This window comes from Granulicella rosea (genome assembly GCF_900188085.1).
Classification (GTDB): domain Bacteria; phylum Acidobacteriota; class Terriglobia; order Terriglobales; family Acidobacteriaceae; genus Edaphobacter; species Edaphobacter rosea.
In genome coordinates this window covers 390,657-416,437 of sequence record NZ_FZOU01000004.1, presented here as the reverse complement: position 1 = coordinate 416,437, position 25,781 = coordinate 390,657, and the positions used below count along the sequence as shown (strand labels likewise).

Annotated in this window: 22 protein-coding genes, 2 pseudogenes and 1 CRISPR repeat array; of the genes and pseudogenes, 6 read left to right on the top strand and 18 right to left on the bottom strand. The window is 57.9% G+C overall.

Translation table 11 applies throughout. From position 1 onward, the window contains the following. The first annotated feature begins 9 nt into the window (after nucleotides 1-9). Together CHB87_RS13575 and CHB87_RS21975 are read left to right on the top strand one after the other, a co-directional pair. Nucleotides 10-3,252 (top strand): HsdM family class I SAM-dependent methyltransferase, encoded by a 3,243-nt coding sequence (locus CHB87_RS13575; protein ID WP_089408971.1) that lies wholly within the window; start codon nucleotides 10-12, stop codon nucleotides 3,250-3,252. After that, the gene (locus CHB87_RS21975) at nucleotides 3,252-3,926 is read left to right on the top strand and encodes a hypothetical protein (protein WP_142988354.1); all 675 of its coding nucleotides are present in this window, start codon (nucleotides 3,252-3,254) and stop codon (nucleotides 3,924-3,926) included. The genes CHB87_RS13575 and CHB87_RS21975 overlap by 1 nt, the downstream gene beginning before the upstream one ends. 224 nt (nucleotides 3,927-4,150) lie before the next feature. Here CHB87_RS21975 and CHB87_RS13565 read toward each other — a convergent pair whose 3' ends face one another. From CHB87_RS13565 to CHB87_RS13535, 6 genes are all read right to left on the bottom strand, one after another. After that, nucleotides 4,151-4,729 carry a hypothetical protein gene (locus CHB87_RS13565; protein ID WP_089408969.1) on the bottom strand — a complete coding sequence of 193 codons (579 nt, stop codon included), beginning with the start codon at nucleotides 4,727-4,729 and terminating at the stop codon, nucleotides 4,151-4,153. 47 nt (nucleotides 4,730-4,776) lie between these two features. Beyond that, nucleotides 4,777-5,403 (bottom strand): hypothetical protein, encoded by a 627-nt coding sequence (locus tag CHB87_RS13560; protein WP_089408968.1) that lies wholly within the window; start codon nucleotides 5,401-5,403, stop codon nucleotides 4,777-4,779. A gap of 348 nt (nucleotides 5,404-5,751) precedes the next feature. Continuing rightward, nucleotides 5,752-7,023: a hypothetical protein gene (locus CHB87_RS13555; protein ID WP_089408967.1), complete on the bottom strand. Its 1,272-nt coding sequence runs from the start codon at nucleotides 7,021-7,023 to the stop codon at nucleotides 5,752-5,754. Between the two features lie 85 nt (nucleotides 7,024-7,108). Next, nucleotides 7,109-7,561, bottom strand: a complete 453-nt coding sequence (locus tag CHB87_RS13550; protein ID WP_142988353.1) for a hypothetical protein — start codon at nucleotides 7,559-7,561, stop codon at nucleotides 7,109-7,111. Nucleotides 7,562-7,585: 24 nt separating this feature from the next. Next, nucleotides 7,586-7,993 (bottom strand): hypothetical protein, encoded by a 408-nt coding sequence (locus CHB87_RS13545; protein ID WP_089408965.1) that lies wholly within the window; start codon nucleotides 7,991-7,993, stop codon nucleotides 7,586-7,588. 795 nt (nucleotides 7,994-8,788) lie between these two features. Beyond that, nucleotides 8,789-9,046, bottom strand: a complete 258-nt coding sequence (locus CHB87_RS13535) for a hypothetical protein (RefSeq protein ID WP_089408963.1) — start codon at nucleotides 9,044-9,046, stop codon at nucleotides 8,789-8,791. 461 nt (nucleotides 9,047-9,507) lie between these two features. Between CHB87_RS13535 and CHB87_RS13530 the strand changes: the two genes are divergently transcribed. Together CHB87_RS13530 and CHB87_RS13525 are read left to right on the top strand one after the other, a co-directional pair. Then, nucleotides 9,508-10,413, top strand: coding sequence for an ArdC family protein (locus tag CHB87_RS13530; protein ID WP_089408962.1), 906 nt, complete (start codon nucleotides 9,508-9,510; stop codon nucleotides 10,411-10,413). Continuing rightward, a pseudogene (locus CHB87_RS13525) lies at nucleotides 10,413-10,655 on the top strand (DUF6908 domain-containing protein); the annotation flags it as partial. The gene CHB87_RS13530 and the pseudogene CHB87_RS13525, both read left to right, overlap by 1 nt. Before the next feature lie 108 nt (nucleotides 10,656-10,763). On the opposite strand, the gene CHB87_RS13520 reads toward CHB87_RS13525, so the two are convergent. From CHB87_RS13520 to CHB87_RS13500, 5 genes and pseudogenes are all read right to left on the bottom strand, one after another. Beyond that, a complete protein-coding gene (locus CHB87_RS13520) occupies nucleotides 10,764-11,744 on the bottom strand; it encodes a tyrosine-type recombinase/integrase (protein WP_089408900.1) in 981 nt (326 codons plus the stop codon). Next, nucleotides 11,741-12,535 carry a tyrosine-type recombinase/integrase gene (locus CHB87_RS13515; RefSeq protein ID WP_176441744.1) on the bottom strand — a complete coding sequence of 265 codons (795 nt, stop codon included), beginning with the start codon at nucleotides 12,533-12,535 and terminating at the stop codon, nucleotides 11,741-11,743. Before CHB87_RS13515 ends, CHB87_RS13520 begins: the two co-directional genes overlap by 4 nt. A gap of 185 nt (nucleotides 12,536-12,720) precedes the next feature. Further along, complete coding sequence (locus tag CHB87_RS13510; RefSeq protein ID WP_176441743.1) at nucleotides 12,721-13,638, bottom strand: tyrosine-type recombinase/integrase; 918 nt, start codon at nucleotides 13,636-13,638, stop codon at nucleotides 12,721-12,723. Between the two features lie 165 nt (nucleotides 13,639-13,803). Next, a pseudogene (locus tag CHB87_RS13505) lies at nucleotides 13,804-14,046 on the bottom strand (DUF6908 domain-containing protein); the annotation flags it as partial. Continuing rightward, nucleotides 14,046-15,017, bottom strand: a complete 972-nt coding sequence (locus CHB87_RS13500; RefSeq protein WP_089408961.1) for an ArdC-like ssDNA-binding domain-containing protein — start codon at nucleotides 15,015-15,017, stop codon at nucleotides 14,046-14,048. The gene CHB87_RS13500 and the pseudogene CHB87_RS13505, both read right to left, overlap by 1 nt. 465 nt (nucleotides 15,018-15,482) lie before the next feature. Here CHB87_RS13500 and CHB87_RS13490 point away from each other — a divergent pair, with 465 nt between their 5' ends. Together CHB87_RS13490 and CHB87_RS13485 are read left to right on the top strand one after the other, a co-directional pair. Next, a complete protein-coding gene (locus CHB87_RS13490; protein WP_089408959.1) occupies nucleotides 15,483-16,565 on the top strand; it encodes a hypothetical protein in 1,083 nt (360 codons plus the stop codon). Further along, the gene (locus CHB87_RS13485; protein ID WP_142988352.1) at nucleotides 16,558-17,439 is read left to right on the top strand and encodes a hypothetical protein; all 882 of its coding nucleotides are present in this window, start codon (nucleotides 16,558-16,560) and stop codon (nucleotides 17,437-17,439) included. The genes CHB87_RS13490 and CHB87_RS13485 overlap by 8 nt, the downstream gene beginning before the upstream one ends. 110 nt (nucleotides 17,440-17,549) lie before the next feature. On the opposite strand, the gene CHB87_RS13480 is transcribed toward CHB87_RS13485, so the two are convergent. From CHB87_RS13480 to cas5c, 7 genes are all read right to left on the bottom strand, one after another. Further along, nucleotides 17,550-17,888, bottom strand: coding sequence for an NUDIX domain-containing protein (locus tag CHB87_RS13480; protein ID WP_425432481.1), 339 nt, complete (start codon nucleotides 17,886-17,888; stop codon nucleotides 17,550-17,552). A gap of 58 nt (nucleotides 17,889-17,946) precedes the next feature. Beyond that, nucleotides 17,947-20,242: direct repeats of the CRISPR family, unit length 32 nt; unit sequence GTTTCAATCCACGCTCCCGCAGGGGGAGCGAC. 188 nt (nucleotides 20,243-20,430) lie between these two features. After that, complete coding sequence (gene cas2 / locus CHB87_RS13475; RefSeq protein ID WP_089408957.1) at nucleotides 20,431-20,721, bottom strand: CRISPR-associated endonuclease Cas2; 291 nt, start codon at nucleotides 20,719-20,721, stop codon at nucleotides 20,431-20,433. Between the two features lie 6 nt (nucleotides 20,722-20,727). Further along, nucleotides 20,728-21,759, bottom strand: a complete 1,032-nt coding sequence (gene cas1c, locus CHB87_RS13470) for a type I-C CRISPR-associated endonuclease Cas1c (RefSeq protein ID WP_089408956.1) — start codon at nucleotides 21,757-21,759, stop codon at nucleotides 20,728-20,730. A 9-nt stretch (nucleotides 21,760-21,768) separates the two neighbouring features. Further along, on the bottom strand, nucleotides 21,769-22,416 hold the full coding sequence (gene cas4, locus CHB87_RS13465) for a CRISPR-associated protein Cas4 (RefSeq protein WP_089408955.1): 648 nt from the start codon (nucleotides 22,414-22,416) through the stop codon (nucleotides 21,769-21,771). Nucleotides 22,417-22,434: 18 nt separating this feature from the next. Further along, complete coding sequence (cas7c, locus tag CHB87_RS13460) at nucleotides 22,435-23,310, bottom strand: type I-C CRISPR-associated protein Cas7/Csd2 (RefSeq protein ID WP_089408954.1); 876 nt, start codon at nucleotides 23,308-23,310, stop codon at nucleotides 22,435-22,437. Continuing rightward, nucleotides 23,307-25,118 carry a type I-C CRISPR-associated protein Cas8c/Csd1 gene (gene cas8c / locus CHB87_RS13455; protein ID WP_089408953.1) on the bottom strand — a complete coding sequence of 604 codons (1,812 nt, stop codon included), beginning with the start codon at nucleotides 25,116-25,118 and terminating at the stop codon, nucleotides 23,307-23,309. The genes cas7c and cas8c overlap by 4 nt, the downstream gene beginning before the upstream one ends. Then, nucleotides 25,115-25,780 carry a type I-C CRISPR-associated protein Cas5c gene (gene cas5c, locus CHB87_RS13450; RefSeq protein ID WP_089408952.1) on the bottom strand — a complete coding sequence of 222 codons (666 nt, stop codon included), beginning with the start codon at nucleotides 25,778-25,780 and terminating at the stop codon, nucleotides 25,115-25,117. The genes cas8c and cas5c overlap by 4 nt, the downstream gene beginning before the upstream one ends. Nucleotide 25,781 lies beyond the last annotated feature (1 nt).

Genomic DNA, 25,781 nt, shown 5'->3' with positions numbered 1-25,781 from the left:
GAAGGCATAGTGGCTTCTACCCGCCCAATCGGCTCTGATGTCTTACTGAACGCCGCGATCGTTGGTCTCGGTTTCAGTGAGGGCCAACTGTTGTCCGCAGACAAGCAGATCTCTGATGCGACTCGCGGTGACTGGGTGGAAAAAGGAGATTGGCTATCGCTGGCCAAATTTGTCGGGGCAGAGAAGGTTTTCTTCGTCGAACAGAACCCCGTCATCGTGTTTGCGCGCACGGATGCCAACGATCTGCCCTCTCTCCGGGATCTTTACAACCGTATCTGGTGCATGTCTCGACCACAGCTTCTATTTCTCGCACGCCCGGGTGAACTTTCGGTCTATGACTTGAGTAAGCCTCCCGTGGCCACCGACGAATCCTTAGAAGCCCAAGACCGACTCATTAGTGAAACAGTTCGTACGATCGCCGATGTCCAATCTGAGCTTCGAGCATTTCGAAGGGAAGAAATTGAGACAGGCAGCTTCTTTGAGACATCTGGATTCGTCCCCGGAGGGAACCGCGCCGATAAGGCTCTCATTCGCGATCTTCGAATCGTACGGCAGCAGCTACTGGACGAGGGCTTACCAGCTCGTTACGCACACTCTCTTATCGGGCGTTCGATCTTCATTCGTTACCTTGAAGACCGAGCAATTCTATTGCCCGAATACTTTGAAAATGTCGCACGGACAAATCAGAAATGGTCTCGCATCCTCCATCGAGAACTTGCCACGCCAGCGGCGAGCACTGACATGGAACAAATCCGTTATCTGCGTGTTCTGGAAGATCACGCATTCACGTATCGTTTGTTTCAGCAGCTCGCGGCCGATTTCAACGGCGATATGTTTCCCGTGGACGAAGCCGAGCAATCCAGCGTCAAGCCTGAACATCTGGCTCTTCTGCGAAATCTCTTGATTGGAAACACATCCCATCAACAGCAGCTCTTCTTTTATGCCTACAGCTTCGATGTTATCCCCATTGAGTTGATTAGCAGCATCTACGAGGAGTTTTACAACGAACAACAAGGCAAAACAAAGAACCACGGATCTCACTACACGCCGAGCGTCCTCGTCGATTTTGTTCTGACAAGAACTCTTACGGAAGACGTTCTTGCCAAAGAACCGAGAGTGATGGACCCGGCGTGCGGTTCAGGAATTTTCCTTGTGGAAGCGTATCGCCGCATCGTGCGATATCAAGTGTGGAAACAAGGAGGAAGGAGGCTCTCTCGTCCGCAGCTACGGAGAATCCTTCGCGATCAAATCGCAGGAATCGATATTAATGAAGAAGCCATAAGAGTCGCTGCGTTCAGTCTCTACCTGGCGTTCCTGCACTATCAGGAACCAAGAGAAATTAACGAACAGCGCAGACTGCCGAACTTGAAGTGGAGTCAGGCTCATCACGAGGAGAGGGACCAATACTTCAGCATTCTGCTCCACGGCAACGCCTTCGAATGCGCTCAACCCAATCGCAATGATCTGGTTGCGAAACGATTCGGCATGCGCTCCTCAGATGTAGTTCTCGGCAACCCCCCCTGGGGCTACCCTAAGGTTGATGATGCCCTTGGGAGAACCGCGCTCAAGATTACACTGACTTGGTGCCGAGACAATCAACTGACCATCGGCGACACCGAGCTATCGCAAGCCTTCCTGCATCTTTCGAACTTTCTTTTGCGAGATGGCGGCAAAGCGGGACTTTTGGTATCCACCGGCGTCTTCTTCAAACAACAAGACAAGAGTCGCCGCTTTCGGAAGCAGTGGTTGCATCAGATTCAACTCGACCATGTCGTGAACTTCGCTCAAGTGCGACATTTCTTTTTCCGCGGTGCGACGAGGAAAGCTGAAGCAATTGCTCCGTTCGCGGCGGTAGTTTTTTCTAAAAAGCCGCATGATCCGGACCATCGGTTCGCATATTGGTCAGCAAAGCGAACTGCTTTTGTGGAAAACACACAGGCCGTTGTGCTTAGCAAAGCGGACATGAATTGGATATCGCAAGGAGACTGTCTCGCCAACGAGAATCTTTGGAAAATCTTCTGGTGGGGCAGCTACCGAGACGAGGCGCTCATTCGGGCATTAGAGAGGTATCCTTCGTTCTCGCGTCTCTCGGAATCCGTCCCGGATAGCGTCGTCCATCCCGATATTGGGTTCGTCGAAGGAAAGGCCGGTCGTATACCAAGCGATTGGCTAAAGAATTTCAAAGTATTGCCCAGCTCTGCGTTTACGAGCTATGGTCCTCTGCCGGTTGGGGATTTTACTCGTGCGCCAGATTTTGTGCGTCGCCGCGGTGCAAAGAGCGCCTATCAGGGCCATCGCTTACTCGTCCGCAGGGGAATTCAAAGTCCGGGACGATTGGCGGTGAGGCTCGAAGACAAGAAGTTCGCCTTCACGCATTCAATCTTTTCTTTCGGTCTACGCGGTCTGCAGGATTGGCAAGAGAAGGTTTTACTCGGCATCTTCTGGTCTGATCTGGCGCGGTATTACTTGTTCCTCACGACCGGCTCGTGGGGTATGTGGCATGATGAGCTCTCCATGGCTTCGATCGCTCGAATGCCGATTGTCATGCCTTCGAATACGGGTATGGTCACTGACTTGATCAAGATTGTCGATGAGTTGAGAAATTCCAACTTCAATGTGGCTGTTACCTTGTTCGACGGCAATCAAACAAGCAGTTTGGAAGATTTGGTCATGCGCCTCAACAAGGCGGTGTTTGATCTTTACGAATTGAATGCCGCCGAGCGCGATCTCATCACAGATATGTGCGGGACTGGACTTGATTTTCTATATCAAAAGCAGGCGAGTGCAGCGGTTCGGCCTCTGCCCCTGCCAGCCAAGAGGATCGGCTTCGCGGGGGCTGCAACCACACCCGACACGGAGATAGAACGGTACATCCAACTCTTTCTGCGTCTCTGGTCCAGAGACTTGAGCGCCGAAGCGCGAGTCGAATGGCAGTTGTTTTCTTCTCACTCGGGTGCGCCGCTTCTGGCGTTGTTGTTCACGTTGCACGATCAACAATCCGTCACGAGAACCACACAATCTGGGGCCTTGGACAATTGGACCGACGTGCTTGAGCTTTTAGATAAGAACTCTCGCGAATCTGCAGGAAGCCGGTCGATTTATATCGACAGCTTCGTAAGGCTCGTCACCGAGAAGACCATTCTTCTCGTAAAGAGGAATGAAACGAGATTTTGGACGAGGACGGCGGCGCGGCAAGATGCCGAAGCCACCCAGCTACAGGCCATGCTGCTTCAGGAGACTCAGCGCCAGTGATGACAGCGAGCACGCCAACGTTCCTTTCAAACGATCTATGGGCAAGGCGTGAAGCTCATTTCACCAGCGTCGCTCTGCGGGCTCTCGAACTTTTGCACGAAGGTGCCCCGAGTGGAGACGAGAATGCCCTCAACCGCGAACTCTATTTTTGTATGCTGAGAGCGTCACGGGAGCTTGACCCCGAAGGCATCTATCCCGGTCCGGTGGCGGAATGCTGCAATCAACCTGATGCCGATGATGTCGCACGGGCCACTCGGGAGAGCAAGCGTCCCGATTTTACTTGGGCATATTTAGATCCGCATGAACCAGATCCTCGCAAGAGCTCTATTCAGTTGATTGTTGAATGCAAGCGCTTGGGTCTCCCCACGAATCCGCGATGGATATTGAATAACAACTACGTGGAACATGGCGTCGGTCGCTTCGTCGATCCCCAGTGGGGTTACGCCAAACGATTTCCGTCTGCGCTCATGATCGGGTATTGGCAAACCATGGATAATGAGGCGTTGCTGGCTGAGATCAATGACTACCTTCTTGCGAAGGGATTACCAGAACTTGCCCTGTCGGGGGAGGGGTGGAAGATCGCATCCATCACCCAGTTCTCTCATACCCTCGTCAGAACGTTTCCTGTATCCCCGTTCGGCTTAAAGCATCTCTGGTTGGACCTGCGGACCTAAAACCAGAGTCTTTCCAACTTGCTATTGCTCACATAGGAAGGGCCGCTCTGCTTGAAAAGATTCTTCAATAGACCTCTATAGTGAACGCCTGGGGAGTCGAACTCCCGTCCGAAGAAACCAACGACAAAGAGCGTTCATGCTTTCCCTTTGTTCATCGTTGTTTCGTCAGTGACACTTAGAACGGATAAGATCCACCAATCGGCGCCGGGATCGCGAGGAAGAGTTCAGGGAGTGATCATCTCGCGGTAGGCATACGCGATCAGATCGCGAGCCAGTTCGAGAAGTCCGCCACAAGGAAGAGCATCAAATGGGTCGCCGTGCGCCAGCAAGTTTCTGCGCTGTGCCAAGGAGGGCTCGTTCTTGCCCGTGATAAAGCCCATGGCAGAGCCACCTGAGCGCTTCACCATGGGAATCTTCGCATCGGTGAGGCCATCCTTTTTGAGACAGTGTAGCAATGCAGAAAAGTCGGGTTTGTCGCCGCGTCGCCCCTTCACTTTACTGCCGTATCGATCCCGTAGCGCCAGTTCCAGAGTGGTGAGGGCAACGAGTTCTCCCGCTTTGATCAAATCGGGATAAAGCCATGCCAGGAAGTACAGCATTTGCGCACGATGGTATTTGGCCGACACGATCTCGGGAACACCCACGGGAAGACTCAACGATAGAACGAACTGCCGCCATTCTGAAGGAGACCTAAACGACAGCAATCCAGCCGGCACGCCTTCCATTGGCCAGACAAGATCAAGCGCATGCTCGCGCTTCAACCCAGAGAGGAGTGCGATATCGAAATGTGTTGCTTCTGTCATAGGACATAGACCTAAGCGTGAAATCGATCATCGTTGTTACGCCCATCTCATTTGGAAGGTGGTAAGTTATCCGAGACTGTTGCAGCGAGCCAAGTCGAGTAAACCTTGAGTTCTTCGATGAACTGTATCAGGAGATCCGGTGTGAAATTCATCTCGTTTGCTTCATCCATCAGCCGCTGCGTCGTTTGCTCCCTGTATTCCCTCTGTGACCGTCCGTTCGGGTGCAATGCAAGATTTCGTGCAAGGGTGATCTCGCGGGCGGTTTCAAAGTTTGGACCCTTCTCGATTTCGATTGCAATATACCCCCGGTACTCTGCAATCTGACGCAGCAAACCACTTCGTCTCGCGAGCTGGGTCTGAAGAACACAGCGGCTCTTTACGGCACGCAACAGCTCTTCATGAAACGAATAAATTTCCCTCGCCAGAAGAGACAGAGCCATCGCGGAGAGCGCGGCTCTTCGTTGGCGAAATTCCTCCTCAATCCATCCCAGATATGAGCCGACGTCTTGCTCCTCAATTCCGGCGGCTCCAGATTTGAAATGATGCTGGGATCGCGCGAAGGCCTCGGAGAATCCGGCCAACCCCAACGAATAAGTAGACAAGACAATCTCGTCGAGATTCCTCCCGAACTCTTCGGCGCTCCACTTCAAGACATTGAAATTGATCCAGACCATAGCAGTATTCAGCTCTCGTTATTTCCCATTGAGCATAACGGACAGTTCCAACGTCATTGGACTCTCATTGCTATTGGCACTGCCGTACGTGCAGAAAGCGCATCCTCCGCTATGGATAGTGCAACTATCCCGCCAGTATGAACCTCTTTGCACTCGGATTGATTTTCCTGAACAATCATTCCAAGTACTGCACATTGCCCTGGAAGACGCCAATGACCACGGTCGGATCACCTTCCTCTGAACTAAGGGTGTAGCCAAACCATTCCTTCCCGTCATCGTCATACTCGAACATGGTCTAGTCCTCCTCTCGTATGACAACGCCCGAATTCTCCACAGTTGAAAAGGCGGTCACTGTGGCAGTTGCCGCATCATTTCTAGCGACTCCTGGAATTCATCGACGGATGCCGCATTCTTACCCAAATTGCATGCGAGATGGGCAAGTCGGAGATTGTCGGGACCATAATCCCCCAGGGCGCTGTCGATGCGGTCAGGGGACGGTTGGAAAAGCCGGTTTGTCGGACGAATCTGCATCGCTCCTCCGCACAGGTAGCAGAGGAGTGGATCGGCCTGCAGGAGATGATGGATGTTGGGAACGAGATCGTCCGGCGCGGTGCGCTCCGGTGCGGTGCGAGATACCGTTTCGCCCGAAATCGAGACGCGGGCAAAGATCAGGCTGGCGATTCGTCTGGCTTCGGAAAGTAAATCTGGCGGCAGCGTAGTGGCCGGACTCGCGTCCTGCTGTTCTTTTACAGGTTGAAGCACCAACGGCACGAGGCGCTGGTTGAGCAACCCGCCCAGTTCCGGCGAGGTTATTTCAAGAACATCGCCACGATGAAGACCTATCTTGGGATAGGTCACGGGGAGCGTCTCGCGGCTATATGGAAGACTGAGGAAATTCCATCCCGCATCGGCCCTGAAGCAATTCTCCCACTGGCCGGGATACCGACCGCTGGCCCACGCCCAACTTTCCTCCGGGATAAGTTCGGAAGTTGCTTGAATCTGTGTCGTGTCAATCCGCATGATCGATAAGAGGCGGCTGCGGTGCGACGGGTCTGCCGTCTTTTTGTCCCCGGTGCCGGTGTATACGATGAAGTCACGATCCGGTCGGAAGTTCGCTTGTATTCGATCTCCCACAGACCGCGAACTGAAGGCGACCACAGGCCAGTCGGTCGAAAGTGGACCGTATTCCGACTTGAGAAAGAAGCGGCTGTCTGGCTGCGCCAGGCTTGCAACGGTGATCGGTGGCGCTGGCGGGATGCGCTTCTTGGATTCAATTTCCGGCTGCGTCTCCTGGAGGTAGGAAGACCAATCGAAGCCCTTCGATCGACGGATCTCGCCGAGCCACCAGGGAATATCGCTCAATTCCCGCTTTCCGTAGAGTTTGAAATACCCTTGGCCAGGATCGCGTTCAGCGTCTCGTACAATCAACCCAGTGATCGCTGGCACATCACTCTCATGAGCCCACTGCGCAAGTGAATTCAGCCCCTGCTCTTGGAGACTTCTGCCGGGATGCCCCATGATCACACGAATTCCCAGCCGGACGTGAGCCTGGGAATACGTGATGAAGGTTCTCGGATCGTCCGGAACAACATCCTTGAGGGCGGCAACAAGGACAGTCAACAGTGCTCGAGCTTCGCGGTCTAGTTGTCGTCGCATGGATGGGAGCTTTCGATAAACAGTCTATCCTTCGTGCCATCACGTCGGGTTATTTGTTGATCCGTTTCCAATACTCGAACTCAAACACCAACCCTGCGGCATGAACAAGGAGCAGGTACCAATCCTTCAGAACCTGAATTGCCTCCTCAAGTTCCTTATTCCGCTCATTACGAAGCAGCTCGGCGGTCTCATTCCAGTTCTGACGTTGTAGTAGCGCGTTCTTCATGGAGCGGGGAACATACGGAACTTGCGTGGCCTCGACCTTTTGAGTCTTGAGGGAAGCGACTGCTTTGCTCCCCTGACGCGACGCGACGTTATGGACAATCTCATTTCGAGTCCGACGCATTTTGCCCAACGCTTCGGCGTCCTTGACCAAGGCAAGGGCGGCCCGCTTTGTCTTCTTCAACTCAGTCCCATCGTGCATGCGAAACGGTCGGGCGTAGAGTCCGTTCTTTTCATGGAGCTTTGAATACTCTTTCGCTGTTACCCCAAATCTTGCCATCACAAAGAAGTCTCGAATCCGGTCTTAGGCGATGTTCAGCCAAATCGTCGCGGATGCGCGATATTCCCAGAAGGAAAGAGTGTCGTCGAGAATGTTGTCTGGTTTTCGATGCTCAAAACTATAAAGAACCATGCCGATGGCATGTTTCGCCAATTCCATCGTTCCGATGAAATCCTCGCCCGCCTTGTAGAAGATCTCGTCCCGTTCGCTCGGCATGATGGGCGCAGTAGTGCGATCCCAAACATTCGATCTCGGCTTGAATGGAGCGTCCGTGCACCACATCGCCAGCCCGACATAGTCATCGGAAGGAGTCTCTTCATCCTGCCATGCGAAATCCAACACCGAATGGATACCCACTCGATTCAGCAGATCAGCCGTTGCGTCATGCACGGACGACAGTAAGTTCGGCGAGTTAACAGTCGTCTTGCTCATGGTCAGAATCCTTCGACGAACCGGGCTGACATATCGACGTACATCATCTCAGAAATCCGAGTCAACTAGGGATACGAGAAAACTTGTCGCCAGGCTCAGGCTGCATGTCACCCATGTGATACGCACGGTCGGCACCCATGGCTTGAGGAGCGTCAGATGTTAGATTCATGAAAGCAGCCTTCCCATGTCGCGACACATTCTTATGACACAGCTACCCGCAAGGTTATTGCAATGCTATCTCGCTGGAGCGGTGGCCCAAGCCGCTATGGAAGACCTGCGTGTAAATCGCTTCACATATACCGGGTTCCCCGCAGTAGAAATAACCTCCGGTTCGAGAAATACCTTCGACGTGAAGCTGACGTACCAAGCGTGCTACGTCGAGTTTTCACTCGCGCAACCGGAAGCGACCACAGCGGCGAAGAGATTCAAGTCGGGTGCGGCCTACGACCCTGCCATCTTTGATCAGGTCCAAAATGCGTTGGCCTCCCTCGACGCGAAGGTTACAGCAAGTCGCTCCGGTACTCCTCGCTCTGGGTCTGAAGCGTGAGCAGCCCTATGCTGCCCCCCCCGCAAACCGATAAATCCCCCTCCAGATAGCTTTCCGAATGTCCGCAACGGGAAGCTGCAATGAGCTGGGCCGAAGGATGGCTCTTCGGTTCTCAAACCGAGTTCTAATCGGAGCCTGTGTCCTCTCGCCTGACGTGAGCACACGCTTTATGCCAAATGGATCCACCCATGGACCGTTGGCCTACGTTGTGGGCAAATCCGCCTTATGTTCGAGCCCGCAAAGCCATTTCACTTAGCCTTCCGGGCTTTGTTCGCTTGCGACAACACTGAGGCTGCCACCGTCTTAGTCTCCTTTGCAAGACGACCGTCCTGGAGTGCCGACGAGGCGATCTTCTCCATCTTGGCACCGGTCTGCTTCGACATGGCGCGCTGGGATAAAGCAGAGGCCGCCAGCGTTTTTGCGATTGCCGAGGAGTTCTTGTTGTCGAGGATCTCCGCCGCAATGTGTGCGACTGCTGCAGACGTGGTCTTCTTGTTCGCTGGCATGTTGTGGGTCTCCTCTCCGGATGGAACAAATCATAGAACCGATGGACTCGGTGGCCTAGAGAAATCCGAAAGAGACGGAGATCGACTCTGTGCTGTGTTTGCGGGAGAAGCTTCGCTCCTCCCTGTCTCCAGCCGCTCGCGCGTCTTCCGCCACCCTCCTCAGCGGGGCCTGTTCCGGCCCCGCAACGCCCGCCCCTGAAGATCCTGTGCGCTGACGCGCACGTCTGCGGAAACCAAACCTCGCTGAGGGCGCCGCCCTGGCGCAGCGCAAGGGGTTTCCCAACAGTCTTCCGCGCTTCGCTTGTGCAGACCTTCGCTTCGCTCGTCCTCCGCGTTGCTCCGGATGGGAGATACCCCTCCCCTTGCGCTTTGCCGCCCCGCCTTCGCCAGGAGGCGTTCGGCATGTAGGTACATGCCACGCATGGCATGAAAAGCAAAAGCAACCGCAAAGGAGAGACACCATGAGCAGCGCAGCCACCACCATCGACAGCAAGAAGCCCACCACCAAACAGGAACTCATCACCGCCAATATCAAGCTCTTGATCGAGCAGCTAGAGGCAGGACACTCCGAAGCCCTCACCAACTACCTCACCGCCATGAGCCGTTTCCATAACTACAGCTTCGGGAACGTGCTGGAGATCGCGCGGCAGATGCCTACCGCAACCCGCGTTGCGGGGTTCTGGACGTGGAAGAACTTAGGCCGTTCCGTCAATGCAGGAGCCAAGGGCATTCGCATCCTCGCCCCGATTGTTGGCGTTCGCCGCAAGAAGGACGAAGAGGCCGAGAAGGACATTACGAAGCAAAACACCCGCACGCTTCTGGGCTTCCGCAATACATACGTCTTCGATATCTCGCAGACCAACGGCGTGGACCTGCCTGAGTTGCGCGAAGTTTCGGGCGACCCCGGCGAAAGCATTGACCGCCTCGCGGCATTCCTCAGAGCGCAGGGCATCCAGATTGTCTACAACCCGAAGATTGCCCCCGCCATGGGCATGAGCTACGGCGGACGCATCGCGGTCCTTCCCGGTCAGTCGAAGGCCGAGGAGTTCTCTACGCTGGTGCATGAAGCCGCGCACGAGATGATGCACAAGGCCGAACGGCGCACTGCGACCACGAAGACAGTACGCGAGACAGAGGCCGAAGCCGTGGCTTTTGTGGTCGGCAAGGCGATTGGCTTAGTGACTGGCAGCGCGTCAGCGGACTACATCAACCTGTACCACGGCAACGCTTCACTCTTGGCCGAGAGCTTGGAAGTCGTGCAGCAAACCGCCAACGTCATCCTCGCGGCCTTGGAGCCGCCCATCGATGACAGCGCAACAGAAGCGCAGACGACCGAGGCCGATGCAGCACTTGCGGAGGCGGCCTAATGGACACCGTTCTCCGCATCCTCCAAGCCGCAGGAGGCTGGCATCATGGCCTCTACCTTCGCATCGAGAATCCGCCGTATATGGCGTTGATTATCGAAGCGACCGATGAATCTGGACCCTGTGGTCTACCTGCAATCTCTGTCTGTCACTACGGCGAACAGAACGGCGACGCCATGCGCGATCCGGAGATGTGTTTCGAGTTGGGTTTCGCCGGAGGCGCACACCTGAACCCGTTCTACTGGTTATGTTGAGCTCAACATAACCAGTACTGTGTGAAGCGCCGGATTATGTGAAGTCGGACAGAGAAATGCAGTCAGGACGCGGGATATCAGCGTTCTGACTGCACATAGTTAGAGCGACGCGAGGAAGGCAAGGAGCCTGTCATCAGGCTTGAAGCGCTTGAATGTAGAGCTTGAGGGTGTGACCTTAGCGAGGGCTTTTTCCTTCAACGCGATGCTTGTATGGAGGTAGCCGTTGGTGGTCTCGATGCTCTCGTGTCCGAGCCAGAGTGCGATAACGGAGATGTCCACTCCCGCATCAAGGAGCGCCATAGCGGTTCCATGTCTGATCGTGTGAGGCGAGATGCGCTTCTTCTTCAAGCTGAGGCAGTGTGCCGATGCAGCAGCAACGGCCTTCTGTAGCAGGAGTCGCACGGCAAAGCGGCTCAGCGGTTCGCCGCGAACTCCCGGAAAGGCTATGCCCCCGGTGTTCTCGCGAAGCCAGTCGCGCAAGATACGTGCGGTGGACGGCCATAGCGGAATCGCACGTTCCTTGCGGCCCTTGCCGTGGAGATGGACGTAGCTGTTCTTGCCGCTGCCGATCTGATCGGCGCGCAGAGCGCACAGTTCAGAGACGCGCGCGCCGGAGTTGTACATGGTCAGCAGCAAGGCATAGTCACGCCGGCCGCACCAGTGCTTGCGATCGATGCTGTTGAGGATGGCGTCCATCTCTGTGCGAGAGACATACTCCAGAAGCCGCGTATCCGTTCGCTTCATCGGAACGGCGAGCACGCGTGTTGCTGTTCCAACGCACTCGGGATGATGGAGAGCCACCATGCGGAAGAACGACCGTATGGCCGTGAGCCGCAGGTTGCGGGACACAATAGAGTTCTTGCGCTGCTGTTCCAGGCTGTCGAGAAAGCGCAGAATGATCTCCGCATCAAGCTGTTCGATGGCAAGGTGCGAAGGCTCGATCTTCAGTTCCGACTGCACGAACTGCAACAGGAGACGGAACGTATCCCGATAGCTCGCCAGCGTCTGTGGGCTGAGTCGTCGCTGAGCGATGAGGTAGTTGGTGAAATAGCGTTGGAGAAGAGGGCCTGCAAGCATCATCGGCGGTCTCCTCTCGGCATCAGTTCTGGATCGAACAATGCACCGGCATCGCGAAGGAGATCCGGCGTAGCGCTCAGATACCAATAGGTGGTCTCCGGCCCTTGGTGACCGAGATACACAGAGAGCCATGGAAGCTGCTTCCGAATGTCGGTGCCCTCACGCTGCCAAAGCGTCAATCGCTTCACAGCGAAGGTGTGCCTGAAGCAATGCAGTGTGGGCCTGCGTTGGCCTGCAGACGGAGCGATACCGGTCTGCTTCAACAGCTGGCGGAAGGTGTATCGGAGTGGGTTATAGATCAGCGGTCGGCAGATCGTGTTGGTGAAGAATGGCTCAGCTTGGCGGCCCCGCAACGCTGTTGCTCGCGCGCTCATGTAGTGCCGCAGATGCTCCACGGTCGAGGGATGGAGCACAACGTTGCGTGACTTCCCAAACTTCGTCTCGTGGATATAAAGGTGTGCTTGCGTCCGATCGAGCCTCACGTCAGCCATCGTCAGTCTTAGAGCTTCACCGATACGAATGCCTGTGCTGGCGAGCAGGCCGATCAGAGTGCTGACCGTCGCCGCACGAAACCTGAGCGGGTTCCGTGCGGCTGCTTCCATAAGTTGATGAATCTCCTGGTCAGAGAAGATGTAGGGCGCGCGGCGCTTATACCGCCTCCGGAACTGGCTCTGCGGAACGCCCGTCTGTTCTTCGAAAGTACGAATCTGCAGCAGGAACGCGCGGATGGCAAGCAGGCGATGCTCATCGCGATAGGGCCTGCCTAGCGAAGAACCCAGCATCACCCAATCCATCGCGAACTCCGTGTGGATCGGCCAAGGACATCCGTGCTGTCGCCATCGTTCAAGAAAGCTCCGGAGCAGCGCTTCTTCATATCTGAGGCGTCTACGCTGGTCGCCTTCAAAATAAGGGCTACGCCTAGCGCGAGTCCTCTTCAGCGCAAGGAATGCTTCGAGGTGTTGGGACAGAGCTTCGAAGGTCATCGCTCACCTCCCGCCCACGGCAGAGCAACCTGAGCGAGCGCCTTCATGTCCAGCTTGGCGTAGATCAACGTCGTAGAAAGATGGCGATGGCCGAGCAGGTCCGATACATCCTTAAAGGACGCGCCATGGTTCACCATGCTGGTGGCGACGGTATGACGGAGTGAGTGCGCGGAACCTCCGATCACACCCGCTCGCTTGAAGAGGTACTTCGAGATCGCCTTGATATGCAGGCGTCTCATCTCATCAGGGAAGGTTGAACGACTGGAATCAAAAATCCAGAGCGGGACACTGGAGAAGGTTCGAAGGTAGGCGACAAGCGCCTTGCCCACATCTTCCGGCAGCGGAAGTATCCGGTCGCGTCGGCTCTTCTGGCTGCATATCCTTATAGAGCCTGCTTGCCAGTCGATATCCTGCCACTTGAGATGAGCAACTTCTTCGCAGCGCAGACCGAGCCGCAGTAACAGCAACAGTAACGCACGATCTCGGCGCGCTATCCACCTGTTGCCCTGTGATGCCTTGAATAGAGCACGTATCTGCTCACTCGAAAGCTGTCGCGGAAGATGCGCGTGACGCTTCGTCGCAGTCCTGGGAAGAGCTTCGTCCCATCCCTTCGGCACCATGTTGTTCTCTGCGAGATACCGCAGAATCGTGCGCATGCTCGTCAGCGAAGCGCGTTGCGTGCCCCGGTTGGGATAGCGCTCGAACTCGGCTGTCAGAAACCGAACGATGTCCGTGAAGCAAATGGCATCCCATGCGATCGTCCCATCGCCAAAGCAATAGCGGCAAAGTCGCCGCAGGATGCGGCGTTGAATCTCACGTGTCGATGCTGCGAGACAGCGTACCTCTCGCGCGTACAGGTCATAGCTGGCCACGCACTCTGCGAGCGATAGCTCCTTCTTCGATGACTGGTCCATAGTCTCCTCGTGCCGACCGGATGTCGGCATGAGAAGAGTCCCGAACTATGTTGAGTAGTGCAAATACAAGAGCCGCGTGAACACTGCGCCCGAGCTATGTCGCGAGACTCCGCTTCACATAATCCGGCGCTTCACACAGTACTGGTTATGTTGAGCTCAACATAACCAGTAAAACGGCTCAAGGTTTGCGCCTCCTCCGAGTCCAAGCTCGAAAGACATCTCGGGATCGCGCATGAGATCGCCGTTCTGTTCGCCGTAGTGCGCGACCGAGAGGGCAGGAAGCCCCATGGGGCCGGACTCGTCGAGGGCTTCAATGACAAGCTCCATATAGGGAGCGTTGTCGATCTTGAGGTAGAGGCCGGGGTGCCACCCACCGGCCTTTCTGAGGATGTCGAGGATGGTCTGCATTACGCCACCTCCACGAGCGCGGCGTCGGTGATGTCCTCCGTAGCAGATGCCGTGGTTTCAGTCTGCCCGGCCTCGTTTGCCTGTTCCGCGACCTGCTCCGTCTCGATAGCCGACAAGATCAGGGCGGCGGAGCGCTGGATGACTTCAAGGGATTCCGTGAGAAGGGCGGCGTTGCCGTGGTAAAGATGGATATAGTCCGCAGAAGCTCGTCCCGTCTCAAGGCCGATCGTCTGCGAGACAACGAATGCGATGGCCTCGGCTTCCGTCTCCCGAACGGTCTTGGTGGTCGCGATCCTGCGCTCTGCCTTGTGCAGCATTTCGTGCGCCAGTTCGTGAACAAGGGTGCTGAACTCCTCGGCCGGTTCTTGACCGGGGAAGATGGCAATGCGGCCGCCGTAGCTCATCCCGAGAGCCGGAGCGATGCTCTCCTTGAATTCAAGCTCGATGCCTTGTGCGGTGATGAAGTCGGTGAGGCGTTCGCGATAGGCTCCGACATCTCCCTTAACGCGTTTTTTCAGTTCGGGAAGCTCCACGCCTTCGGTCTGCGAGACATCGAAGACATAGACGGCACGGAATCCCACGAGTACAGGCTGATTGACGGCGGCGGGGTCTTTGCTGCGCTCGGCCTCGCTGTCCTTCTTCTTGCGGATACCGATGAGCGGAGCGAGGATGCGGGTACCCTTCTCGCCTCGCTTCACCTTGCGGCCAAGCTGGTTCCACGCATACAGCCCTGCAACGCGCGTGGCGTCGGGCTTCTGTCGTGCGATTTCCAGAATGTTCCCGAGGCTGTAGCTATGGAAGCGTCCCATGGCTGTGAGGTAGGCGGTGAGTCCTTCGGAGTGTCCGGCTTCCAACTGCTCGATCAGGAGCTTGACGTTGGCGGCGATGACTTCTTTCGAGGTCTGCGGCTTGGCGGTTGCGGGAAGGGAAGCGACGTTGCTGTTTTCGTTCGTGGTGGCGTTGGTGCGCATGGGGTGAGTCCTCCGTTTTTGAATGGCTGTGCTGTGTTTGCTTACAAACACGCCTTGGCCCAGGCCCACGCCTGCAGGGGCGGCAAGTGCAAGAGGTGGGTTCCCTCCCCGGAATGCAATGGAGGGCGAGCGCAGCGAAGGTCTGCACAAGCGCAGCGCGGAAGATGAGGGTGCCTCCTCTTGCGCGCGCCAGGGACGGAGTCCCTCAGGAAGGTTTGGCCTCTGCATGGGTGCACGTCAGCGCACGGGAATTGTCAGGGTCGCGTTGCGGCAGGAACAGGCCGCAGAGGAGGTGGCGGAAGACGCGCAGCGGCTGGAGACAGGAGGAGACCTCCTCCTCATCGATCGGACTGCGATGGGTTCCCCCGCGTTTCCGACGGACGCTGGAGAATGACTTCGACGGCACCACTATATTTACTGCAATTCCTATATTTACAAAACCTGTAAATATTGCGAAGATCGTGAATGGCACGAGCCGACCATCTGAATTGGATTCTCCGTTACCTGCGGCAACTCGCCTCTGTCGGGGTGAGGGAACTTGGAGAAAACGAGGAATACAGTCTGGGGATTTCCATTGAGGACGGGGGCGAACAACGGTTTGAGGTGCGCAGTTTCACCACACTCAGTCAGGAGAAAGCCAGAGACCTTGTCGAAACGTCGCGCTCGCGTTCCTTCGGTGTCCGTCTTCTTCTCGCGGTCCCGGAACTGGCACCCCGGACACGAGAGCTCCTGCGGAACGAACGAATGTCCTGGATCGAACGAGATACAGGCGTCTGTCACATCGTTGCTCCTGGACTGTATATCGACACGCGGGTTAGTGGAAGCGCCGCTCGCCTTCCAAGTCCTACTCCAACCCGGCTTAGAGACCGCACCGGCCTTGTGGCCGAGGCCTTGTTGCAGGCATCCCCTCGCCATACGATCCGGTTGTCGGCGATCTCGAAGAACGCGAATGTCTCCGCAGCGCTTGTCAGCCGCGTGTTTCAAAGACTGACCGCTCTTGGGTTGCTCCAAGAACATGGGGCGGGTCCGCGTCGCTTCTGGTCGCTTACTGACTTTGGCGGTCTGCTCGAACTGTGGAGCAAGGAAGAAAGAGAACCGGAGACCGTGACCAGCCTGTACGTCTGGAGTCGCTCCGTGAACGCGCTTTATGAGAAGCTGCCGAAGATCCACGATCTTAGGGCGCGTTGGGCTGTCGCCGGCACGGCCGCCGCGTATCTTTACGCGCCCGTCCTGACGGCGGCGCCATCTCCGATCGTCTACCTCGACGCTGCCGTTCCAGCCCAGGATCTCGCAAAGGTCCTGGGCGGGGAAGTCGTCGACAAGGGAGGAAATATCCAGGTCTGGCAGAGCAAAGGGAATCCAGCCCTTTATCGCATCCAAGCGTATGAACCGGCAGCGGGAGCGATTGTAACCGTGGGAGCGGGACGTGGCTCCCTGGAGCTCGTGTCGAAGCCAAGGGCCTATATTGAAACCATCCGAGCCGCGGGGCGCAGTCCCGAGGTAGCGAATGCTTTACGAGAACAGATGCTGAGGGATGGACATGACTGAACACGAACCGCGAAACCCCTACACTCCGGAAACGCTGCAGGCATGCGAAAAGGCCTTGCGTACGGTGCTCGCGCGCATTGGCGTGTGGGGTGGACGAGTCTATCTGATTGGAGGTCTCGTCCCGCAGTATCTGATCGGGAAGGCGCCCTCGGACATGAAAGAACACGTTGGGACAACCGACCTCGACATCGTCGTGGGCATAGCGCTTGAGAGCCAGGAGACGGAGTTCTACCGGACGCTGCAACGCCACCTCAAGGATGCCGGCTTCGAACCCACGAAGAATCCAGAGACCGGCCAGGAGCAGAGCTTCCAATGGGGTCGCAAGGTCGACGGCATCGATGTTCTCCTCGAGTTCTTCTGTCCGGTCGGAGACGGGACCCCTGGGAGCATTCTGCGAAATCCCGGGGAAGGGGTTGGGTCTAGGATCGGAGCGATCCGCACCACAGGCGCGGAGTTGGTGGCACTCGATTCCTTTCCCGTTAGCCTAAGCGGGGAAACGCTGGACGGTGGCGGCATTCGGGAGAATGTCGTCGCCCATGTCGCAAATCTCTTGCCTTTCATTGTGCTCAAAGCATTCGCGCTGGCGGGCCGCGTGAAGGACAAAGACAGCTACGACATTGTCTGGACTTTGAATGCATTCGCAGGTGGAATCGAGGGTGCAGCTCATGCCATGAAGACTAGCCCAGTTTGCGACCATGCCGACACGGTGCGTGCGATCGAGATTCTTCGCGAGCACTTCCGCACCCTTGGTCACAGCGGGCCGTCGCAGTATGCCAATTTCGAGTCATCTAGCAATTCAGAGGATGAACGCTTCGGACTCATGCGTTTCGCCCTTGGCACCGTCCAGGAGTTTTTGCGTTATTGGGATGCATGACGACAAGCTCTCCATTTCGAGCATGTCATGCTCGGCAAGAAGCATATGCCGCCAGGCTCTATGAACCTTCGTCCTCGCAGCAACCGTTCGCTTTACCCCACCTGGATTGATCATATCCCGGCAAGAGGCTGCAACAAGGGCACCTGCCCTTTGAGGATGCGCCTTTCAGCCTCGTCTATCGCGAACCAGCCAACACGATCTACTTCCGGGAATGCGATCTGACGACCCGAATCTGAGGGCCATTTCATTTGGCAAAGATTGCTTATGGCAGTCGACGGCTCGCAGTCTCCCTTAAATGCCCAAGCGGACACGATCTTACGTCCGCCCTGCTTGATCGAGCCAAGCTCAAGAAATGGCCCCATGGGCTCGAAGCCGGTCTCTTCTCTAAACTCGCGAATGGCAGCGTCGAGAGGCTGCTCCGACTCGTCTACCTTGCGACAGAGTTTCAATCCACGCTCCCGCAGGGGAGCGACACGAGACTGTTCATCACGTAGCTGTTCAGAGGCGGTTTCAATCCACGCTCCCGCAGGGGGAGCGACCGATGCAGCGATGCAGCAGGTCGCAGCCAGCTATGGTTTCAATCCACGCTCCCGCAGGGGGAGCGACCAGACTGTGCAGCCGCAGCCCCTGCGCGTCTCGAGTTTCAATCCACGCTCCCGCAGGGGGAGCGACTCCGGTGGTTTGCGCGGTGGAGTTCCATGTTCCGGCGTTTCAATCCACGCTCCCGCAGGGGGAGCGACGCGAGCTGATCGCTGATCGAGAAGACAAGGCGCTCGTTTCAATCCACGCTCCCGCAGGGGGAGCGACGTTCTTCGCGTATGGTGGATATCTGAAAGTCACTGTTTCAATCCACGCTCCCGCAGGGGGAGCGACGGGGTTACTTCGGGATCGTGCGCCTCTGAGAAGCCGTTTCAATCCACGCTCCCGCAGGGGGAGCGACCACCAGTCAACACCGGTCAACCCATACAGAAGCAGTTTCAATCCACGCTCCCGCAGGGGGAGCGACCACGAACCCCGGCGTAACCAGCCTGACCGCTGCGGAGTTTCAATCCACGCTCCCGCAGGGGGAGCGACAGACCGCGTTTCGTCCGCTTCGTACGGTATTCAGGTTTCAATCCACGCTCCCGCAGGGGGAGCGACATGTTGCCGCCCGAGACCATCGTCCCGCCGCCCTTGGGTTTCAATCCACGCTCCCGCAGGGGGAGCGACGATCGATCGCCTGTACGGCGGCGGCCAATACCCCGGTTTCAATCCACGCTCCCGCAGGGGGAGCGACGGCACGCAGCGCGCGAATGCGAAAGTTATAGGTCGTTTCAATCCACGCTCCCGCAGGGGGAGCGACCGCCATCGCCCGCGGACAGCGCATCATACGCCGCGCCGTTTCAATCCACGCTCCCGCAGGGGGAGCGACGGCATGTAATCACGCTCGGCCTTACTTGTCTAGGGTTTCAATCCACGCTCCCGCAGGGGGAGCGACCCCAGACCTCGTACAAGTTCATCGAGGACAAGGCGTTTCAATCCACGCTCCCGCAGGGGGAGCGACCTACCTGCGACACCTCAATAGCGTAACGCTTTTCGTTTCAATCCACGCTCCCGCAGGGGGAGCGACAGTCGCCGACGTCGACCAGGTCGCCCTTCTCGTAGTTTCAATCCACGCTCCCGCAGGGGGAGCGACCCACGCCGCTGTTGCTGCGGGTGGCGCCGGGAAGTTTCAATCCACGCTCCCGCAGGGGGAGCGACGTCCTTTGTTTGCAATGCCTACGTGCCGATTTCATGGTTTCAATCCACGCTCCCGCAGGGGGAGCGACACCGGCCTCACCGGCATTCTGCGCATGCCGCGCCAGTTTCAATCCACGCTCCCGCAGGGGGAGCGACGATCCATGCGCATGCCCAGGCACGCTGCTGTTGACGTTTCAATCCACGCTCCCGCAGGGGGAGCGACCGGCCTGACCTTCTACTTCTGGATCGAGCCGGCTGTTTCAATCCACGCTCCCGCAGGGGGAGCGACTCGGTCCCTCGGTCACGCGGCCGGGGAGCATCTCGTTTCAATCCACGCTCCCGCAGGGGGAGCGACGCGATCATCGTCGACGGACCCGACCAGGGCAAGACGTTTCAATCCACGCTCCCGCAGGGGGAGCGACGAAGCTCGTACAACTTCGTGAACCGCATGATTCAGTTTCAATCCACGCTCCCGCAGGGGGAGCGACTGAGCGTGGACATCGCCAATGCGGTGATGTTCAAGTTTCAATCCACGCTCCCGCAGGGGGAGCGACACCTACGTCGAGCGCGTAGTCCCGAGCAAGTAGGTTTCAATCCACGCTCCCGCAGGGGGAGCGACGAGTCTTGATTTACCGCTGCCGGGTAGTCCACAGATGTTTCAATCCACGCTCCCGCAGGGGGAGCGACAGCGACATACGCGGAGATTGAAATAACCAGGAAGAGTTTCAATCCACGCTCCCGCAGGGGGAGCGACGGGGGCCGCGCCCGCCCCACGGAGCGGGAGGCGGGTTTCAATCCACGCTCCCGCAGGGGGAGCGACGTAAGCTGTGGTCATGGGGTCCAAAAAGATGAAGTTTCAATCCACGCTCCCGCAGGGGGAGCGACGACCCTGCCGTAAACGGAGCGCGCTGTTGTATCGTAGTTTCAATCCACGCTCCCGCAGGGGGAGCGACTCGTAGGGCTGAAAGACAGCGTGGCCGACCTTGCGTTTCAATCCACGCTCCCGCAGGGGGAGCGACTCGATCTTTCGACCGGAGACGCCGGTCCTCATAGTTTCAATCCACGCTCCCGCAGGGGGAGCGACGGCTTATAGTATATGCCCTTGAAAGCAAAGGCATATACCGTAACTGAAACGCGGATAGTGGATGAATCTTTGCGTTCGGCGGATTTTTTCTGTCAATGGTGGGCCTAGGTCCTTCGCTGGCAGCGATTTACCCTTCGCGCGGATCTTCCAGCAGATACGTGTATGCTTTAGGTCCGCGCTTGGTCCGCTCAGAGGATGAGCGTTCCTTCAGGATCGTAGGCCGTCTTGGTTCCGATATGTTCGACCCGGCGTTTCCACTCCGCACCTAGAAAGTAAAAGCGGAGGCTATCCTGAGCAGGATCGGCCTCTTTCATCAACCGTGCGCGCAACGTAACCCACTGCGCCGGGTCTACCAGGCACTCAAAGACCGAGTTCTGAACACGTTGGCCAAAGTTCTCGCAGGCCCGAGCGACTCGCCGCAGCCGTCGTCTGCCGCCTTCATCGCGCGTGCTCACATCGTAGCTTACCAGTACGAGCATTTGCCCCTATCTCCAAAAGAACGCCGGATAAGCCTCCAGGCCACCGCGCAGATGCCGTGCCAGCAGCAGCGATTGTGTGTAGGGAATCAGGCCGATCGGTACTGCTTCCTGCAGAAACGGGTGCATGATCTCTTCCTGCTTACGCCTTTGCCAGGCGCCGATAAGCTCCTTGCGGGTATTATCGTCCATCTCGATGCCGCCTCCATCCACCTCTCGAAATCCGCTCGCCTCGACCTGCCTTCGATTGATCATCTTCAGCACCAGCCGGTCCGCGAGGTGTGGACGAAATTCTTCCATCAAGTCCAGCGCGAGGCTGGCCCGGCCCGGCCGGTCGGTATGCAGGAAGCCCACTGCGGGGTCCAACCCGACCGATTCCAGCGCAGACACCACGTCCTGGCGGAGCAATGCATACAGAAACGACAACATGGCGTTTACGCGATCAAGAGGTGGTCTTCGACTACGGCCGCCAAAGGAGAACGCCTTCTCACGTTCAGCGATCAACTCGTTGAAGACGGAAAAGTAGTCCTGCGCGGCAATGCCTTCGTAGCCTCGAGCCTCGTCGATCGTCGCCGACCGCGAGGCTGCCAGGCCCATCTGGCTCAGGTGATGGGCCTTGGTCCGCAGCAATCGTTTGCGCTCTTCGTCGGCAGCTTCCCGAGCGCCTCGCAATAAAACCAGCCGGCTATTCGCGATCTTGGCCACGACCATCGCGATCACGATCGGCAATGCCGAAACAGGCTCGTCGGCGGCGCGATACTGCCGCCGACGCAAAAGCACATTGCCGGAGACCGGTCCGCTCACTCTTGCCATAAAGCGGCCCTGCTCGGTCAGCATCGACACGCCCACGCCGCGCTCGCAACAAAGCCCAAGCACAAACGGGCTGCACGTCACGCGCCCATAGCAAAGCACGCTTTCGACGGTATGGATCGGTAGCCGCAAGCGCACCTCCTCCCCGATCTTGACCGAGATCGTCTCCCCATCGCGATGAAGGTACGCGCCTTGCGTGGTCACATGCAGTGTATTAAGCAGCTTGCGCATCGGCCTCCTTCAAAACGGATCGTTCCCAGGCTCAACGTCTTTACTGAATGTACCCAGATGGCGGCTTAACCATCCGCTCGCCTCGGTCTGCTCGCCGGTTGCCGCCGGCAGGCAAAGGTCGACGAGTGAACAACGTCGGCAATAAGGTCCGGGAACTGCTGCCGGGGTGGTGCAAGAGCGAAAAAACTCATGCATGGTGGCGGCCAGTGACGCCGTACGGGCGCGAAGCTCCGGGGTAAACACCACCTCCAGCCTGCGCCGCGGGTCGCCATAGAAAAACGCGCCCCGTGGCACCGGTTGAGCGAGCATCTCCTCCAGACAGATAGCCTGCGCGCAGAGCTGGACGGCGTCGCAGTCGTTCGGCTTGCGCTTGCCTCGCTTGTATTCCACCGGGTAAGGATCGGGCGACATCTCCACCAGGTCGGCGCGCCCATACAGACCGAGCCGCTCGGATCGGAGCCATAGCCCGCGCACACTGCGCACCTCGTGCCGCCGGCTCTGTCCGGGCAAGTCCACCTGCTCGTGCAGCAGCTTGCCTTCGGCTGTCAGACGATTCTCCTGCCAGCTCTGCTCCAGGTGAATCAGAGCCCACTGTCGTGGACAGAAGGCCAGATGCTGCAAGCCCGAGATGGCAAGGAGGTCGTCGTCGGAAGTCATGGAGTGGGCGCGGGCAGGCTAGACCCACTCCTCCACTGTGACACCCTCAGGCGCCGGTCCCGCAAGGGTAATGTCGTAGTCTGCTCGGGAACGCGGCGGACGCTGCTCGCTCTTTAACTCCGGCTTCAGCGTTGCGTCCACGAGCGAGAACAACTGGTCGGCACGGGCGTTCCCGGTCTTGCTCTCGTGCTTGAACGCGATGCAGCGCACCGGCGCCATCATCCCCCGCGCGGCCGAGCGATCCGTCTCGAACATGTTGTTCAGCGCATCCCTCAGCAGCGCCAGGTCGTCTTCGCCAAAGCCCGTCTTGCCGGCAAGCGTGGCGTTGATGAATCCATAGCAGCGATAAAGCCCATACGGCACGTTGAACTTGCGCCCGATCGTCCGCTCCTTCTCGACATCTTTTTCGTTGGTCACCGCACAGCGCGTGATGGCAAACTCCGCAGTAATCACGGGGTCGATGCTGCGAGAAAAAGTGAGTTGCAGCGGACCGCGCACCTGTCCCGCGTTCACCTCCGTCGTCATCACGGCGCCGAAGGTGCGAATGTCGAAGAAGTTGGCGCACATCCAATCGGTGACCCGTTTGGCATCGGCCTCGGCCTTCGGGAGTGCTTTTTTCTCCGACTTCAGTCCAACGGCGACATAGGCTTCATTGTGTTCAGAGTTCAACACCGCCTTCTCGCGGATGTAGATCCGGTGACCTGGGCCTTCGCTATGCGTCTCCGCCACATAGTTGCGAATCTTGCGCTTCAGACACACGTCCGTCACCAATCCCTGATTGGTCTCGGGGTCGATGCGCGGCAGATTGCCAGCATCCGGATCGCCATTCGGGTTGCCGTCCGTGACGTCGAAAAAGTAGACAAAATCGTAGCGATGCTCAAGGGGCGTGCTCATTCAGCGTCTCCTTCTACTTCCTCGTTCTTGTTGTTCTTGAATAGATCCTGGCGTTGGTGAAAGTACCCCAGCATGAACTTACCTTGCTGTTCCAAATTGAACAGGGTAGGCAGGCCTTGAACGTGCTGCGCCACCTCATCAAGCTTGCTTTCGAAAAAAATCTTGCTTCCAGGACTTAGCTTCGGTAGATGATGAGCGCTCAGCTTCATCAAGATCGGATAGACCATTCGCGGCGTCGTGCTTGCAGCGCTGAAGTATGTATCTCTGATTGTTCGATTTAGCTTTGCGTTGGGATTTTCCCTTCTTACCTTGGCGCTTTGAATTTGTTCGAGGATCGCGAACGTACGTCCCCAACGATAAGCGATGTCCGGGTTATTGACGTCAAGCACTGCTGTTACCTCCAAAGATTGATTGGCAAGACGAGCTGACCTGACAAGACAAGCCTTGATCGCCGCGACCCGCGCATACGCCACCGCGCCATCGGCACGGATACGCCGCAGCATCGTGCTCAGCAGCGTCTGCGGATACGCCGCGCCGGTCAGCACCGACCGTGCCAGATCGCCCGCCAGCAGCGGCGAAATCGCTTTCGTGTCGAACTCCATCCGCCCGCCCGGACCCTCCTTTGCGCGGCCCGTCGCGTTCACGATCCGTCGCACCGTCAGCGGGCGATCCTCACGCGAATCATCCAGCGCCAGGTCGCGCAGATGCTGCGCCAGCCGGCGCTCCAGCTCGACCGCCTCCGCCTCCACCCACAGCCGGACAGACAGCCGGGATGCATTGGGAGAGAGCCCAAGCAAAAAGAAGCGCGTGCCGTACTCATCCCGTTTCTTCTCCGCTGGCGCCGTGCCATCGCGCAGCGCCACCAGCAGCTGCCGCGCCTCCGCCAGGCGCTCAATATCCTCCTGTGACGTCTCCGCTTCGTCGGCAACGTACGCCTCCCCAAAGAGTGCGCTCATCGCATCTTCCAGAACCGTTCCCGCATGATCCGCCCAGAAGACGACCGTGCTGTCGCCCAGCGAGACGCGACGGCCCCGCTGGCTCAGCAGATGATTCAGCGCGTTCGCATAGCGAAACGTAGCGCCGACGCCAACCGGCGCGTTGAAGCTCTGCGTCTTCCCATGCGACTCAAACGAGCTGGCGTTGAACGAGACCAGCAGCGCGCCCGAGGACTGCGCGCCCGCCACGCCTTTGATCTTCGGATCGTGCAGCCGCGCAATCTCGTCCATCTCGCCCGATACCAGGCACATGCCTTGCTCTTTCGCCGTGCCGTTCGAAGCTCCGCCGCCGGGCTCCTTCGGAAAGAGATCATGTACATACTGCGCCTCGCCCGCCAGCTTGAAGACCCCGAAGTTGGTTGCGATCTCCGTCAGCAGCTCGGCATGCTCCCCCGCCTTCTCCGGCGTCCAGTTGCGGAGGAACGCACAGACCGCGCTGAAGGCCGGGTGATTCATCTCCGTCTCCAGCGCCAGGTGCCGGTCGCGGAATGCGGCGAAGGTCAGCTTCGCCCGCTCGGTCTTCCCCGGGTCCGCGCTCCAGCCCAGCAGATAGGCGGCGTTGTCCCAGAGGAAGCACGGGTTGATCCCCTGCCCAGGGGGCTTACTGCTACCGGGCACGATCATCGGCGTCGCGACCAGCGACTTCCCGGCGGTCTGCTGTAACGAGCGGAACGAGTTCAACTCTCCATCCGGCTCCAGCACCACACAAAAACTAATCTTCTGCATCGACGAGCCCGGCGGCGCAAGCTGCGCATCGCCGTCGCCGCTCTTCACCAGCCTGTCGTAGTGCTCCGCCAACCGTTGCAGGATCATGCCGAAGCCCCCGCCGCGGGCGGCCGTGTGTCGATGCGCCCATCGCGCATGGTGGCGCGAAAGAATCGCGCCTCCTTCTCCTTGCCGAAGTCGAGATCGTGCAGCATCCAGCCCAGATCGCGTTCTCCGGCCAGACTGCTATCGATCGCCGGCGCCTCGACCTCACCTTCGATCAACGCAAAGTGCGCCGCAAACTCCCGGCACCCGAGATAGGGCCGTGTGAAACAGGCGCCGTTACGCGCCCGCCGGTTGAACTGGTCCAGATGCTTGGCATGGTTGTCCGGCCCGCTCAGTATGTCGAAGTGCGCCTCAATCACATACGCCACATCGCGCAGCATCAGCGTCGCGCGCTGCTGGCGATTGTCGCCATCATCCACGCAGTACGAAAGCGCCCCCGAGCCGTCCTTCATCGCCTTCGCGACCGAACCGGCGCCGATCTTATCCTTCACCTCGTTGCGCCGGACGGAGACAAACTGGATCGGCTTCAGCACCGTGATGCTGTCGATCACCCACCGTATCTCCGGCTTCCAGTAAATCGCTTCAATCACGCCACGCGCGGCCGAAGGCGTCATCGCGTCGTAGCTCACGCGTTCCACCTTCATCTCGGGCCGCGTAAAGCACGCCCACTCTCCCCAGCAATGCAGCCGCACCCCAAACGCCACT